General features: G+C 63.6%; 10 protein-coding genes. 2 read left to right on the top strand and 8 right to left on the bottom strand.

The window, feature by feature from the left end; all coding sequences use genetic code 11:
- Nucleotides 1-49: 49 nt before the first annotated feature.
- The 8 genes from IM708_RS16155 to IM708_RS16120 form a co-directional block, all read right to left on the bottom strand.
- Nucleotides 50-2134, bottom strand: coding sequence for an ABC transporter ATP-binding protein (locus IM708_RS16155; RefSeq protein WP_209427615.1), 2085 nt, complete (start codon nucleotides 2132-2134; stop codon nucleotides 50-52).
- Between the two features lie 275 nt (nucleotides 2135-2409).
- Entirely contained in the window at nucleotides 2410-3570 is a 1161-nt protein-coding gene (locus IM708_RS16150) for an ABC transporter permease (protein ID WP_348524986.1), read from the bottom strand.
- Between the two features lie 13 nt (nucleotides 3571-3583).
- Nucleotides 3584-4666: an ABC transporter permease gene (locus tag IM708_RS16145; RefSeq protein ID WP_209427614.1), complete on the bottom strand. Its 1083-nt coding sequence runs from the start codon at nucleotides 4664-4666 to the stop codon at nucleotides 3584-3586.
- Between the two features lie 116 nt (nucleotides 4667-4782).
- Complete coding sequence (locus IM708_RS16140) at nucleotides 4783-6420, bottom strand: ABC transporter substrate-binding protein (protein ID WP_245243249.1); 1638 nt, start codon at nucleotides 6418-6420, stop codon at nucleotides 4783-4785.
- A 167-nt stretch (nucleotides 6421-6587) separates the two neighbouring features.
- Nucleotides 6588-7823 (bottom strand): mandelate racemase/muconate lactonizing enzyme family protein, encoded by a 1236-nt coding sequence (locus IM708_RS16135; RefSeq protein WP_209427613.1) that lies wholly within the window; start codon nucleotides 7821-7823, stop codon nucleotides 6588-6590.
- A gap of 13 nt (nucleotides 7824-7836) precedes the next feature.
- Nucleotides 7837-10386 (bottom strand): FAD-dependent oxidoreductase, encoded by a 2550-nt coding sequence (locus tag IM708_RS16130; RefSeq protein ID WP_209427612.1) that lies wholly within the window; start codon nucleotides 10384-10386, stop codon nucleotides 7837-7839.
- Nucleotides 10386-11114, bottom strand: a complete 729-nt coding sequence (locus IM708_RS16125; RefSeq protein WP_209427611.1) for a PhnD/SsuA/transferrin family substrate-binding protein — start codon at nucleotides 11112-11114, stop codon at nucleotides 10386-10388. Before IM708_RS16125 ends, IM708_RS16130 begins: the two co-directional genes overlap by 1 nt.
- Nucleotides 11111-12049 (bottom strand): fatty acid desaturase, encoded by a 939-nt coding sequence (locus IM708_RS16120; RefSeq protein ID WP_209427610.1) that lies wholly within the window; start codon nucleotides 12047-12049, stop codon nucleotides 11111-11113. Before IM708_RS16120 ends, IM708_RS16125 begins: the two co-directional genes overlap by 4 nt.
- 144 nt (nucleotides 12050-12193) lie before the next feature.
- On the opposite strand from IM708_RS16120, the gene IM708_RS16115 reads away from it, so the two are divergent.
- Together IM708_RS16115 and IM708_RS16110 are read left to right on the top strand one after the other, a co-directional pair.
- The gene (locus IM708_RS16115) at nucleotides 12194-13036 is read left to right on the top strand and encodes a helix-turn-helix transcriptional regulator (RefSeq protein ID WP_209427609.1); all 843 of its coding nucleotides are present in this window, start codon (nucleotides 12194-12196) and stop codon (nucleotides 13034-13036) included.
- A gap of 121 nt (nucleotides 13037-13157) precedes the next feature.
- On the top strand, nucleotides 13158-14723 hold the full coding sequence (locus tag IM708_RS16110; RefSeq protein ID WP_209427608.1) for a trimethylamine methyltransferase family protein: 1566 nt from the start codon (nucleotides 13158-13160) through the stop codon (nucleotides 14721-14723).
- Nucleotides 14724-14850 lie beyond the last annotated feature (127 nt).

Below are 14850 nucleotides of genomic sequence, written 5' to 3'. Positions count from 1 at the left end.
GGTTGCCCTGTCTGACCCCCGCAATCCACGCAGCGCGCCGGCCAAGGCGCTATTCTGCCGCGATCCGGAAGACCGGCTTCATGTCCGCAAGGATCATGTCGGAAAGATGACACTTCGCCTGATGTCCATCGCCGAGGTCGCGCATCGGCGGCACCTCGATCTCGCACAAGTTGCCGGGGACTTTGCTCTTCCAGCGGCAGCGCGTCTGAAAAGGACATCCTGGAGGCGGGTTCATCGCCGAGGGAATGTCGCCCTCCAGCACGATACGTTCCTTCTCGACGCGCGTGTCCGCGACAGGGACCGCCGACAACAGCGCCTCGGTGTAGGGGTGATAGGGTGGATTGAACACCTGGTCAGTCGTTCCCAGTTCGACCACATGACCCAGGTACATGACCATGACCCGATCCGACAGGTAGCGAACAATGCTCAGGTCATGGCTAATGAACAGAAGCGTGGTGCCGTTCTTCCTCTGGATATCCATCAGCAACTCGGTGACCGCGGCCTGCACCGACACGTCCAGCGCCGAGACGGGCTCGTCCGCGACAACGACCTTCGCGTTGCCCGCAAAGGCCCGCGCGATGCCGACACGCTGCTTTTGCCCACCGGACAATTGACGCGGCATGCGGTCGGCAAACTCGCGTGGCAACTTGACCAGATCCAGCAGCTCCAGCATGCGCTGTCGGCGCTCTGAATCCGATGATCCGACGCGGAAAATTTCCAGCGCGCGGATGATCTGCCGACCGACCGACATCGACGGGTTGAGTGTGTCGAACGGGTTCTGGAACACCATTTGCAACGACGAAACGGTGTCTGTGTTTCGGTGTTCTATGGGCGTCGACTGCACGTTCTCGTCGAACAGCATTATCTTGCCGCTGGTCGCGGTTTCCAGCCCCATCAGAACCTTCGCGAAGGTCGACTTGCCGCACCCCGATTCGCCGACGATGGCCAGGGTCTCACCCTCACGCGCGTCGAAGCTGAGGGTCTCGTTCGCCTTGACGACCTTGGTATCCCCCCCGGAAAAAAGCGACGAGGCCGCGACCTGATAGTACTTGCGTACATCGTCCATGCGCAGCACGACCTCACCGATCTCGCCGCGATCATGCTTGGCTTCGATCGGCGGGGGCGCCGCCCAGTCGATCTCGTTGAAGCGCAGGCAACGACTGTCATGCCGGCTGTCTCCAGATACCGGCGCCATGGCGATATCGGTAGCGTTGCAGCGACCCTCGACAAAGTAATCGCAGCGCGGGCCAAAATTGCAGCCAGGGGGTCGTTCATGCGGCAGCGGAAAGTTTCCCGGAATCGCGCGGAGCGGCCTGTCGTTCTTGTTCGCCCCGGGCAGCGGGATCGCGCGGAAAAGCGCCTGCGTATAGGGATGCCGCATCCGATTGAACACGTCGTTTATCGCACCGGTTTCCACCGCCTCGCCGGAATACATCACGGTTATCCTGTCGCAAACCTCGCGCACCAAGCCAAGGTTGTGGCTGATGAACAGCATCGATGTGCCGTATTTCTGACCTAGTTCGCGGACCAGCTCGACGATCCCGGCCTCGACCGTCACATCGAGCGCAGTCGTCGGCTCGTCGAGGATCAGTAGCGCCGGTTTCGACATCAGCGCCATGGCGATGACAATGCGCTGCTGCTGCCCGCCGGAAAGCTGGTGCGGGTAAGCGTCGAGGATCCGGTCGGGGTCTGGCAGCCGCACGTCGGCGACCAGTTGACGGGCAAGTGCACGCGCCTCGGTCTTCGGCATGTCCTGATGGATGATCGGCACTTCCATCATCTGCTGGCCGACCTTCATCGCCGGATTGAGGCTCGCCATCGGCTCCTGGTAGATCATAGCGATCTCGGATCCGCGCAGCTTGCGCAGGTCCGCATCCCCCATGTTGGTCAGGTCTCGCCCCTTGAAGCGTATCGAACCGCCGACGATGTGGCCGTTCACGCCCAGATCGCGCATCACGGCAAGCGCCCCGGTCGACTTTCCGCACCCGGACTCGCCAACCAGTCCCATCGCCTCGCCCGGCAGGACAGTGCAGGAAAAATCCATCACCGCCGGGATCTCTCGCAGGCGGGTAAAGAACGAGATTGACAGGTTGGTGATCTCGAGGATCGGTTCGGTGCCGGCAGTATCAGACATGGCAGCCCCCAAGGGAGTTGGCGTGGCGCGTGATGAAATCTATCGCGTTGGCCGATGGAACCGGCGCGCCTCTCACGTGTTGTTGAAGCAAATCGAAAGGAGATCGAAACATGCCAATCATTCTCTGGCTTCTGGGCGTCCCGTTGACGGTGGTCATTCTGCTGCTGCTTATCGGCGTGATCTGACGCGTCCACGCGCGCACGCAACCTTGTGACGGGCGGTGCCGAGAGCATCGCCCGTTTTCCAATTCGGCCGCGTGTGAAGGTCGGGTCATGTCAATCCCTCAGGCTTTCCTCGCGCAGCCCATCGGCCAGCAGGTTGAGGCCGAGAACCAGCGACATCAGCGAAAGCGCCGGCACCAGCGCGGGATGCGGATATACCGTCAGAAGGCGGCGACCATCGTTGATGGTCGAACCCCAGTCAGGGCTTTCCGGGCTGACGCCAAGCCCGAAGAAACCGAGCGTGCCCAGTAGGATCGTCGTGTAGCCGATACGCAGGCAGAAATCGACGATCAGCGGCCCGCGCGCATTGGGCAGGATTTCCCACATCATGATGTACCATGGGCCTTCACCCCGGGTCTGAGCCGCGGCGACATAGTCGCGTGTCCGGATATCCATGGTGATTCCGCGCACGATCCGGAAGACGGTGGGTGCATTCACGAAAACGACCGCGACGAAGACGTTCAGAAGGTTCGCCCGCATTCCCCAGACACCCAGCGGATCTGCGTTGAATGCCAGCCCCGAATAGGCCCAGAGTCCCACCAGAAGCGCCGCACCGACATAGAGATTGCGCTTCATCGGTTGCGTGAAGAAGCGCGCGTTCAACAGCACCATGACAAAAAGGACCGGCACAAGAAAAAGCACCCCCGCCATGGCGGTGGGAATCACCGTCGCCTGGATTTCTGGCGCAACCAGCAGGAAAAACAGGAGGATGACGGGGAACGCCAATACCAAGTTGGCCACAAAGGTCAAACCGGTATCAAGGCGGCCGCCGAAATAGCCCGCCGGCAACCCCAGCGAGATCCCGATCATGAATGAAATCATTGCCGCGAAGGGTGCGATCTTCAGGACCTCGCGCGCGCCCATGATTGCGCGTGAAAAGACATCTCGCGCCAAGCTGTCACCGCCCAGAAGGTAGTAGGGATATTGGTCGGCCGGGTTGGCGAGCCGCGAGCCGGGCACCGCATTGCGCATCCCCCGCATCTGAGCCAAGGGATCGTGCGTGATGATGAGGTCGGCAAAGATCGCGGTCAGGACCCAGAACAGCACGATCCCGAAGCCGACCATTCCTACGTTTGAATCGAACAATTTTCCGTATAGTCCCAACCGCCTCCTGAACCGGATGGAAAGAACGAAGACGATCGCCATCGCCACCCAGACCGGCAGGGTCTGCTGGACGATACGACCAGAAATAGCGAGCCAGCCGAGTTCTTCCACGCTTCCGGCCTCCTTAGGTTACGCGGATGCGCGGGTTGAGGAAAACATATCCTACGTCCGAGATGAGCTGCGTCAGCAGCACCACGATGACGGCGACCACCGACGCCGCTAGCAGCAGTTCTATATCGTTGTTCACCGCCGCTTCGTAGAGCGTCCACCCGAACCCGGGGTAGCTGAAAAGCACCTCCACGATCACGACACCATTCAGAAGCCAGGGTATCTGCAGCATGATGACCGTGAAGGGCGCGATCAGCGCGTTCCTCAACGCATGCTTCAAAACGATGTTTCCGAAACTGACGCCCTTTAGACGCGCGGTGCGAATGTACTGCTGCGTCATCACCTCGGTCATCGAGGCGCGCGTGATCCGCGCGATGTAACCCATTCCGTAGAGCGCGATGGTCAGGACCGGCAGCGTGAAGTTCCAGAAGGTGATCCCTTCCAGTGCCGAGCGCGCATTGCCCTGGAACAGCACCGGTCCATCGATTACTCCCCAACTGGTGAGCAGCGGCGACAATCCCACGGTCGAAGATGCCAGAAGCGCGATGAACAGGACGCCCGAAACGTACTCGGGCGTCGCAGTGGAAGCGATGGCGAATGTCGAAAGCGACCGGTCTGTCCGCGACCCCTCGCGCATGCCAGCGAGGACGCCGACGATCAAGGCCATCGGCACCATGACGATCAGCACCCAAAGCATCAGCCAGCCGGTCGCCCCCAGCCGTGTGCCGATCACCTCGGAAACCGGTGCTCGGAAGCGCGTCGACTGACCCCAATATCCCTGTGCCAATCCGCAGCGCGCGCCATACCCCTCGGCACCCATTCGTTCGACGCAGCGGCCGCGGACCGTGCCGTCGGCTTCTTCGCGGGTCCAGCCGGGAACCACGCCCAGCCATTCGCCGTATCGCATCAGCATCGGCTGATTGTAACCGTTTCGGTCCAGCCAGCTTGCCACCTCCGCATCGCTCATGCGCGATCCGGCCTGAGTCTTGGCGAGCGTCTCCAGCTTTGCGGGCAGGTTGGTCAGAAAGAAGACGACGAACGTCAGGCAGAGCGCGGTAACAAGCATGACACCGACCCGGCGCGCGAGAAAAAGAAGCATCGCGTCTCCTCTGGCTTGGACGACACCAATGGTCAGATACCGGCGTCACGGGACGCGCGCGGAAGGATCGGACTAAACGAAGAAAGGGCGCGCGAAACTTCCCCGCGCCCTGACGGTCAAGCTTTCCAGTATTGCTGGTAGCGGACCTCAAAGGTCGGGTGCATCTCGGCACCACGAATCTCCGGTCGCATGTTGCGATAGAGTGATCGCCAGTAAGGCTGAATCAGAACGCCATCCTCGCGCATCAGTCGCTGAATTTCCAGCATCACTTCGCGCCGTTCGTCGGCATCTGCGATCCCGTTTGCCTGATCCAGCAGTGCATCGAATTCCGGATTCGAGTACCCCGCTTCGTTCCAGGCCACGCCTGAGCGGTAGGCAAGGTTCAGAACCTGCACACCCAGCGGTCGCATGTTCCATTCCGTCGACGAGAACGGATAGTTCAACCAGTCGTTCCAGAACGTCGCGCCAGGAAGGATGGTGCGCTGGATGTTGATGCCGGCAGCGCGGATCTGGGCGGCCACATTATCGCACGTCGCGGCCTGCCAGGCGTCATCGATCGAGATCAGCTCGAACTCGTGATCCGCCAGGCCCTCTTCGGCGATCATCTCTGCCGCTCTTGCAGGGTCGAACTCCGGCGGCTCCATCTCGGCGTACTCGGGATGAATCGGGCACACATGGTGGTTCTCGGCCACCTCGCCGCGGTCGTCGTAGCCCAGTTCGAGGACGGTTTCATTGTCCACAGCCATTTGCAGGGCACGACGGACATTGACGTTATCGTAGGGGGGCTGCGTCTGATTGAACCGCACCGCCAGCGTCGAGGCGGTGATCGCTTCGCTCGAGGGCATGCCGATCGACTCGAAGATATCCACGAAATCGCCGGTCGTCTGATAGGTGATCTCGATCTCGCCGCCTTCCGCTGCCGCAACCCAGGCAGAGGGATCGGTCCCCAAGTCTACAAATTCGATCCTGTCGATCCAGGCTCCGTTGCCTTCGTTCCACCAGGTGTGGTCCGGGTTGCGTTCGATGACCGCGCCGATCCCGGTGTCGTGACTGACAGGACGGTAAGGGCCGGTGCCGATCGGGTTGCCGACCGGGTCATCGCCGGTGAATGACGGGTGCACCACCGCTGCGGGATAATCGGCCATGCTGACGATGATTGCGATGTCGGGGCTCGACAGATGCAATCTCAGAGTGTGATCATCGACAACTTCGACGGCATCCGCACGAAGTTGGCCATCCTCGGAAAGCACGCCCAGACGCGACGCCATCGAGTTCCCCTCGACCGATGCGTCGGCCCAGCGTTCGATATTGTGCCTCACGTGCTCGGCGGTGAAAGCGTCGCCGTTGTTCCAGGTCACGCCTTGACGGATGCGCAGCGTGTACTCCGTCGCATCCTCATTCGCCTCCCAACTCTCGAGGAGGACGGGTGTGAGGCTTCCGTCACGCTCATAATGCACAAGGTATTCCAGCCAACCGCGACAAACATTCGCCAGTTCCGACCAGTCCCAGGTGCGCGGGTCACGTTGCGCCTTGATGTCCATTTGCATGCGGATCGTACCGCCCTGTACCGGCGTCTCGGCGCGCGCTTGCGGCGCGGCAATCCCCAGCAACCCATAGGCAGTCGGCGCCGCAAGCCCCAGTGCGGTCGCGCGTGTCAGGAACTCTCGGCGGCTCAGGCGGCCGGTTCGGCATTCTTCGGCGTACATCCGCGCTGCGGGGTGTATTGCCATCGGGTCATTCCGTTCATGCTTCATCGAAGTCTCCCTGTGTCTGACGCTTTATTTTTTCTGCTTCCCCAGAGGGATTGCGGCACCGTCGGTGTTATCGAGCCACAGTTGACGCGCAGCGCGTTATCGGCTGCGACCTCTATCCATCCAAACGCGACCTCCTTCCGAATGCAAGTCGTTTTCGCCCTGCACGATCAATCATTGCGGGGCGCCCCACCTTCGAAGTCATTTCCTTTCTGGTAGTCGCAAGGCTCTTCGCGCATCTCCAGGTGAAGCGCGGTCTCGTCATAGGGATGGTTGCGAGCGCGGGCCTCGTCGAAGTCTATGCCCAGCCCCGCGGCCTCGGGCGCACGAACATAGCCCTCCTCGACCCGGATGGAGTGGCCAATCAAGGGAAGATGAAAATCTCCACCCTCCTGAATGCACTCGACCATCAGAAGGTTGGGCAGCGTGACGCCGAGATGTATGTTCGCCGCCCATTCGACGGGCCCGGCGTAAAGATGCGGCGCAACCTGTGCACCAAAAGCCTCTGCCAGGGCCGAGATCTTCTTGGTTTCCCACAGTCCGCCCGACCGGCCCGTCGCCGGCTGCAGTATCGACGCGCCCCCCGTACGCAACAAGGTTCCGAATTCGGCCTTGGTGGTCAGGCGCTCGCCTGTGGCGATCGGGATGCGCACGGCCTGCGCGACCTGCGCGAAATCCAGCAAGTTGTCCGGCGGTATCGGTTCCTCGAACCAGAGCGGCTGATAGGGCTCGATGGCGGCCCCCAAGCGGATCGCACCGCCGGGCGTAAACTGCCCATGGGTGCCGAAAAGAAGATCGGCGCGGTTGCCCACGGCCGCGCGGATCGACTTCAACATGCGGACACTCAGGTCGATATCCCACATCGCCGGTTGGTGCCCGCCGCGCAGCGTATAGGGTCCCGCCGGGTCCAGCTTCAGCGCCGTGAAACCAAGCTCTACGTAGTGCAGCGCGGACTCCGCCTGCATGTCGGGGCTCGTCCAGAAGACCGATTTGTCATGCTGCGGCAGGGGATAGAGGTAGGTGTAGGCACGCAATCGATCATTCATCCGACCGCCCATCAACGCCCAGACCGGCCGGTCGCGCGCCTTGCCAAGAATATCCCAGCAGGCGATCTCCAACCCCGAGAAGGCGCCCATTACCGTCAGGTCCGGCCGCTGCGTGAAGCCCGAGGAGTATGCGCGACGGAACATCAGTTCGGCATTCTCCGGGTTTTCACCCAGCATGTGTCGAGTGAAGACATCCTCGATCACCGCGCGCATCGCCACTGGCCCGACCGAGGCGGCGTAGACCTCGCCGTAGCCGATAATCCCGCAAGCCGTGGTCAGCTTCACCACGATCCAGTAGCGCCCGCCCCAGCCCGGCGGCGGCGTGCCGATGACGAAGATCTCGAGATCCTGAAGCTTCATTGAGCGCATTTTCTCACATACGCATCCGCTCGCCGGCCGGATCGAAGGGCGGCTCCAGCGCGAGCCGTGCGGCCCGACGCTCGCCCATGATCTCGACCGCGAAAAGCCCCGCCTCGCCGCGCTCGGACAGTTCGGCCGGCAGGTAACCCTGCGCCATCGATGCCCGCACCCAATGCGCATATCCGCCCGAGGTCACCCAGCCGACGACCCGCCAGTCGCCGTCACGCACCGGGTCGGGGCGTGGCATCTCACGGCCCGTCGCATCGAAGCGGGTCGCGCCGTGACCGTGCGGCGTCTCGACCGTCCCGTAGTCGGCATCGCCAACCTTGGCCCAGATCGGCTCGTCGCCCAGCACGTCGGCATCCGCAGCCTCGATCATCAGCGAGACCCGACGCAAACGCGGCCCGGCGTCACGTTCGGCCACCGCCGCCTCGCTGCCGATGAAATCGGGCTTCTGCAGCTTGACGAAGCGGTCCATCGCCCCCTCGAACGGGCCATAGATCGGCCTGAGTTCGGCAAACCAGGTCGGAAAGTTCTTCTCCAGCCGCATCGACAAGAGCGCCCGCATCCCGAAATCGACGATCCCGTGGGCCTGCCCCACCTCCTTGATCGCCAGATAGACGCGTCGCTGGAAGCTGGGGCGCATCCATATCTCGTAGCCCAGATCGCCTGTATAGGTGATGCGGTTGACCATGCAGGGGGCCCCCGCCACGTCCATTTCGCGGAAGTCCATGAAGCGAAACGCCCCGGCCGAGACATCTTCATCCACCAGTGCCGCCAGCACCTCGCGCGATTTCGGGCCGGCCAGCATCAGCCCGACCAGATCGGTGTGGAAGCGATGCACCCGAACCGAGCCATCGGTGGGCAGGTGGCGCTCGAACCAGCGCATGTGGTATTTCGACGCCGAAAGCGAGCCCCAGACAAGGAAGCGGCTTTCCGACGCCCGCGCGATGGTAAAATCGCCGATCAGCTTGCCGGCCTCGTTCAGCATCGGCGTCAGCACGAGTCGGCCGACCTTTGGCAGCGTGTTGGTCATCAGCCGGTCGAGAAACGCCTCCGCCCCCTGCCCCGTCACCTCGTATTTTGCAAAATTGGCAATCTCGGTGACGCCGACGCCCTCGCGGACGCCGCGCACCTCAGCCCCGATATACTCAAAGTCGGTCGAGCGCTGGAAGCTGAGCACGTCATGCGCCGCATCGGCCGATGGCGCGAACCACAGCGGCGTTTCCAAGCCCCATGAATCGCCCATCACCGCGAAATTGTCGCGCAGCATGATGTCGTAAAGCGGCGTCGTCTCGGCCGGGCGGGCGGCGGGCAATTCCTCGTTCGGAAACCGGATCGAGAAGCGGCGCGAATAGGTCTCGCGCACCTTGGCGTTGGTGTAGCGCAGTGTCGCCCATTCGCCGTAGCGGGCGACGTCCATTGCAAAGATGTCGTGGCCGGGGTCGCCATCGACCATCCAGTTCGCCAGCACCAGCCCGACGCCGCCGCCCTGGCTGAACCCCGCCATCACCGCGCAGGCGCACCAGAAATTTGTCAGCCCCTGCACCGGGCCGACCAGCGGGTTGCCATCCGGGGCAAAAGTGAAGGGGCCGTTGATGACCTTCTTGATGCCGGCACGCTCATAGGGCGGGAAATGGCGGAAGCCGATCTCCAGCGACGGTGCGATGCGGTCCAGGTCCGGGGGCAGCAGGTCCTGACCGAAATCCCAGGGCGTCGTGACCGGCGACCAGGGTTTCGCCGCCTTCTCGTAGGTGCCCAGCAGGATGCCCCTGCCCTCCTGCCGCGTGTAGATCTCGCCCTTGAAGTCGATGACGTGGATCAGCTCGCGGCCCATCGTCTCGTTGAATTCGATGACCTCGGGCATGTCCTCGGTCAACAGGTACATATGCTCCATCGCCAGCACCGGCAGTTCAAGGCCGACCATGCGACCGACCTCTCGCGCCCAGAGGCCGCCGGCATTGACCACATGCTCGGCGCGGATCGTGCCGTTCTTCGTGATGACATTCCAGGTGCCGTCCGCGTCCTGCGTCAACTCCGTGACCGGGTTGCGCAACTCGATCTCGGCGCCCAGCATCCGCGCGGCCTTGGCATAGGCGTGCGTGGTGCCGTAGGGGTCCAGATGCCCCTCCACCGGGTCCCAGAGCGCGCCGACGAAATGGCTCTCATCCATCAGCGGGAACATCGCTTTCGCCTCGGACGGCGTGATCAGTTCCGTCTCCATCCCCAGGCAGCGGCCGCGCGCATGCGCCATGCGCAGGAAATCCATCCGCTCGGGGCTGTCGGCCATCATTACCCCGCCGACCAGATGCAGTCCGCAGGACATGCCGGTCAGCTCCTCCAGCTCCTTGTAGAGCGAGATCGTATAGGCCTGCAGCTTCGCCACGTTCGGATCGCCGTTGAGCGTGTGAAAGCCCCCCGCCGCGTGCCAGGTCGAGCCCGCGGTCAGTTCCGAACGCTCGACCAGCAACACATCCGTCCAACCGGCACGTGCCAGGTGGTAAAGGACCGAGCAGCCCACCACGCCGCCGCCGATCACCACGGCCCGATATTGCCTCGTCATCAATTCATCTCCTGCGGCGGATGGCATCCCATCCCGATCAGTGTCTCACGAAGCCTATCGGCCGTCTTCTCGTCGGTGCCCGGACCGGTGACATAGGGCAGGCCCGGCCGCTCTGCCGTCCAGCCGACCACGACCAGGTCGCGGGCGCAAGGCTCGTGGCGCAGGGCCAGCACCCAGGATCGGCAGTCGATGGCGGTCAGATCCGCGCGCCCCTCGGCCACCGCCCGGATTGATGCCCGGTGGCCGCCGGTCTCGATGACGCGCGCCGGCAGGATACCCGGATCGCCGCCCAGATCGCGCGACAGCGACAGCCAGCCCGACATCGAATGGCGCGCATTCGTCGCCAACCGCTTGCCAGCAAGCGGCACCTCGGGCAAGGCGCTGCCCCGCCCGACCGGGAACGGTGCAGGAGGCGACGCATCCGCCCGCCTCATCACCAAGGCCGAACGGTAGAAAGACCCGCGGCCACCCGGTACGTCGGAATAGTCCGGCTGCGCCAACACCCGCAACCCCGGCAGCAGGCCCAGCGACATCGGCCCCCAGCAACACTGCCCGAACACCAGTTCGGGATCGCGCCACAGCGCAATGAGCGCCTCCTCGGTATCGGGGCGCGTCAAAATCTCGGGCAACCGAAGGCCAGATGTGCCGCGAATGTGGGTCCAGAGGGCATCGACCGTCTCCCTCTCCTCGGGCCAGTCGTACATCGGTAGAGCCGCGAGACCCGTCACGCAGCCCGCTGCCTTCTCGATGCAACAGGCGTGCGCGGGGCCTCGGGCGGTTCCGACCAGAGGCGCAGGGCCGGATGCGCCACCGGCTCTTTCGCGCGCAGCGCGTGAGCGCGAAAGAGTTGCCAGTAGTTGCGATAGACATAGCCACCGTTGAGCGCCTGCCAGTGGTCGCGACGCTCCGCATAAAGACGCGGCAGCGCGTACCACGGCGCGGTCGGTAACTGATGGTGAACGATATGCAAGTTGTTGTTCAGAAAAAGCCAGGCCAACGGCGAGCGTTCGACGATGATAGTGCGCCCCTCCGGCGTTTCGTGCCAGCGATGCTCGGCGAAGGTGCGGATCGAGATCAGCGCAAGCGCTGGCCAGACCACGGCGACACTATAAAGCCAGAGCGGAATCCCGAACAAGGCCAGCGCGCCGATAACCGGCACCAGGCTCAGTCCGTGCAGCAGCCAGGCGCGCCGGACGCCGCGCGCGCCGTGCCGGAAAAGCCGCGCCTCCGAGGCCAGAAACCCCGCGGCGCCCAGCACCGGACCCAAAACCATGCGCCCTAGGAGCGTGTTGTTGAACCAGAGCACTGCGCGGAACCAGCGCGGCATCGCGGCCCATTGAAAGCGCGCCTTGTAATAGCTTTCGGGGTCGTCGAAGGGATCGGTCAGGCGCTCGTCATGGTGGTGGGCCAGGTGGTTGGCCCGATAGCGGCGATAGGGATAGATCAGCGTCAGGGGCAATGTGACCAACGCCTCGTTCACCCACCGACTGCGCGTCGGATGACCGTGCAGGCATTCATGCGTCAGCGAGGAATGCAGCGCCGCCAGAACCGCCATCACCGCAAGCGCCAGCCAGGGAACCGCGGGCCACAGCCACAGGCCCGACGCCGCCCAGCCGCCATAGGCCAGCACGATCAACCCCACGGTCGGCCACTCGATCCGCATTTCGCCTCCCTCACTGATGCAATGGAAACCATCGTCATCAATTTGTGAGTTGGGACAATGCGCGAATGGTCGTCATTCAGAGTTCGGATTGACGCACTTTGTCACTATTCGTTACCAAGAACATCAGTCTTTGGGGGACGCAATATGGACAAGCGACACGCCGCAGCGCGGTTTCGGGAACGGCTGACGGCGCTTCAGGCCGGCGCCGGGCTGACGCAGACAGCGCTGGCGCAGGCCATCGGTATCGACCGGTCGGCGCTATCGCAGTTGACCAGCGGTGCCGGCCCGCGCCTGCCAAGGGCCGAAACGGTGCTGGCGATCGCCGCGCGCTTTCAGGTTTCGGCCGACTGGCTGCTCGGGCTCAGCGACGATCGCTCCGGTACCACTCAGGCGCTCAATGCCGTGGAAACCGAAGCCGCGCTGGATGACGAAAGCCGCACGGCGATGGAACGCTGGCATCACGAGGCCCAGGGTCACAAGGTCCGCTATGTGCCAGCACAACTGCCGGACCTGATGCGCACGCCCACGGTGATCGCCTTTCAGGCGCAAAGCTCCGAACAGGAACGCCAACGCCTTCAGGCTCAGACCGTGCGGCGCCTGCATTTTTCGCGCATGCCGGAATCGGATATAGAGATGTGCATGCCCTTTCAGACGCTTGAGCTTTTCGCCGAAGGCCGCGGTGTCTGGCGTGACCTGCCGGCCTCGGACAGGGCCGCTCAATTGGACCATATCGCCGCCACCGTGGCCGAGCTCTACCCCGCCTTCCGCATGTATCTCTTCGATGGCCGGTCACGCTTTGCTCCCCCCATGACGCTGTTCGGTTATGTTCGCGCCGCGGTCTATGCCGGGGAAATCTATCTGCACATACGCTCGCGCGTCCTGATCCACGAACTGGCGCGCGGTTTTGACGGACACATCCGCGCCGCAAGCATACACGCCCACGAAGCCGCCGACTGGGTTAGGTCCTTAGGCGTCACGCCCGACTGATCCGATGCTCTCGCGGGAACTGGCGTCGGGTTCGGCCAACAGAGCTGCGGACAAGACTGTGCTTGCCCGGGTGCAGGCGCCGCGCATACGCTCGCGAACGACTAGCCGGAACGAGGTGCGCATGGCCGAAACAGACACCGCTCCCAGCCGCCGCCGGTCAGGGGGGCGAACGGGCAACACGCGGCGTGCGACCGGCAGCGCCCTGGCGGAACAGATGCCTTGGCGCGTTCCGGAAAACCCCGACCGACCGACCGAGCCATTGGACGCTGAGGGCGTTGAGGCGATCCACCGCGGCGCCCTTCATATCCTGCGCGAGTTCGGTATCGAGTTCCTGAATGACGAGGCACTGGCGCTGTTCCGTCAGGCCGGTTGCCGGGTCGACGGGCAGAACGTCCGAATGGACGATGATTTCGTTGCCGAGATGGTCGCACGCGCCCCGGGATCATTCACGCTGACCCCGCGAAACTCCCATCGCGCCGTGACGATCGGGGGGCGACATATGGTTTTCGTCAACGTCTCCAGCCCGCCGAACGCCTGGGACATGGTGCACGGCAAGCGACCTGGCGATTTCGCGACGTTCCGTGAATTCATGATGCTGACGCAGGCCTTCAACTGCATCCACCTCGCCGGCGGCTACCCGGTCGAACCCGTGGACATCCACCCCGCGGTGCGCCATCTCGACTGCCTGTTCGAGAAGCTGACGCTAACCGACAAGGTCTGCCACGCCTACAGCCTCGGTCGCGAACGGGTCGAGGACGCGATGGAGATGGTCCGCATCGCTGGCGGGCTCACGCATGAGGAATTCGACGCAACCCCACGTATGTACACGAATATCAACTCGACCTCGCCGCTCAAGCACGACTTCCCGATGATCGACGGCGCGCTACGCCTGGCGCGGCGCGGCCAGCCGGTCGTGGTGACCCCCTTCACGCTGGCGGGCGCGATGGCACCCGTGACCATGGCGGGCGCGGTGACGCTCTCGGTGGCGGAGGGGCTGGCGGCGATCGCCCTGCTGCAATACGCGGCCCCCGGCGCGCCAGTCGCACTGGGCACCTTCACATCGAATGTCGACATGCGCTCCGGGGCGCCGGCGTTCGGCACGCCGGAGTACATGCGCGCCACCCAGATGACCGGACAGATGGCACGGTTCTATGGACTTCCTTTAAGGTCTTCAGGGGTTTGCACGGCAAACGCGCCGGATGCGCAGGCGATGTGGGAGACCACGAACTCGCTTTGGGCGGCGGTCCAGTCGGGCAGCAACATGGTCTATCACGCCGCCGGCTGGCTGGAGGGGGGGCTGATCGCGTCGCCCGAGAAGTTCGTGATGGATTGCGAGGTCTTGCAGATGATCCAGCGCTACTTCGAGCCCGCGATCACCGCGACCTCGCCCGAGGATATCGCCCTCGACGCCGTCGCCGAGGTCGGCCCCGGCGGCCATTTCTTTGGCTGCGCCCATACGCAAAGCCGTTATACTTCAGCGTTTTACAGCCCACTCGTAAGCGACTGGCGCAACTTCGACGCCTGGGCCGCCGACGGCGCGGTGGAAACCCCTGCCCGCGCGCACCGGATATACCGCGAGATTGTCGACGGGTTCGAGCCGCCCCCGATGGACCCCGCGATCCGCGAGGAACTGGGGGAGTTCGTGGCCCGTCGTAAGCGCGAGGGGGGCGCGCCGACGGACTTCTGAGCACCCTTTAAGGGCCCTCGGCAGGGTGCTGGCGGGCGTATGGCAAGTGGCTGGCAAGCGTATGGCAAACGTATGGCAGTTCCGAACGGTGCGGCAGGGAATTGGCAGGGTTTGGGCCGGTCGGTTT

Origin of the sequence: Pararhodobacter sp. SW119 (assembly GCF_017811755.1) — a bacterium.
GTDB lineage: Bacteria > Pseudomonadota > Alphaproteobacteria > Rhodobacterales > Rhodobacteraceae > Pararhodobacter.
This window is presented reverse-complemented; position numbering and strand designations above follow the sequence as displayed.

Excerpts from the sequence above, each read along its gene's own strand:
- IM708_RS16155 (WP_209427615.1), bottom strand. The coding sequence starts at position 2,134 with ATGTCTGATACTGCCGGCACCGAACCGATCCTCGAGATCACCAACCTG.
- IM708_RS16145 (WP_209427614.1), bottom strand. The coding sequence starts at position 4,666 with ATGCTTCTTTTTCTCGCGCGCCGGGTCGGTGTCATGCTTGTTACCGCG.
- IM708_RS16140 (WP_245243249.1), bottom strand. The coding sequence starts at position 6,420 with ATGAAGCATGAACGGAATGACCCGATGGCAATACACCCCGCAGCGCGG.
- IM708_RS16135 (WP_209427613.1), bottom strand. The coding sequence starts at position 7,823 with ATGAAGCTTCAGGATCTCGAGATCTTCGTCATCGGCACGCCGCCGCCG.
- IM708_RS16130 (WP_209427612.1), bottom strand. The coding sequence starts at position 10,386 with ATGACGAGGCAATATCGGGCCGTGGTGATCGGCGGCGGCGTGGTGGGC.
- IM708_RS16120 (WP_209427610.1), bottom strand. The coding sequence starts at position 12,049 with ATGCGGATCGAGTGGCCGACCGTGGGGTTGATCGTGCTGGCCTATGGC.
- IM708_RS16115 (WP_209427609.1), top strand. The coding sequence starts at position 12,194 with ATGGACAAGCGACACGCCGCAGCGCGGTTTCGGGAACGGCTGACGGCG.
- IM708_RS16110 (WP_209427608.1), top strand. The coding sequence starts at position 13,158 with ATGGCCGAAACAGACACCGCTCCCAGCCGCCGCCGGTCAGGGGGGCGA.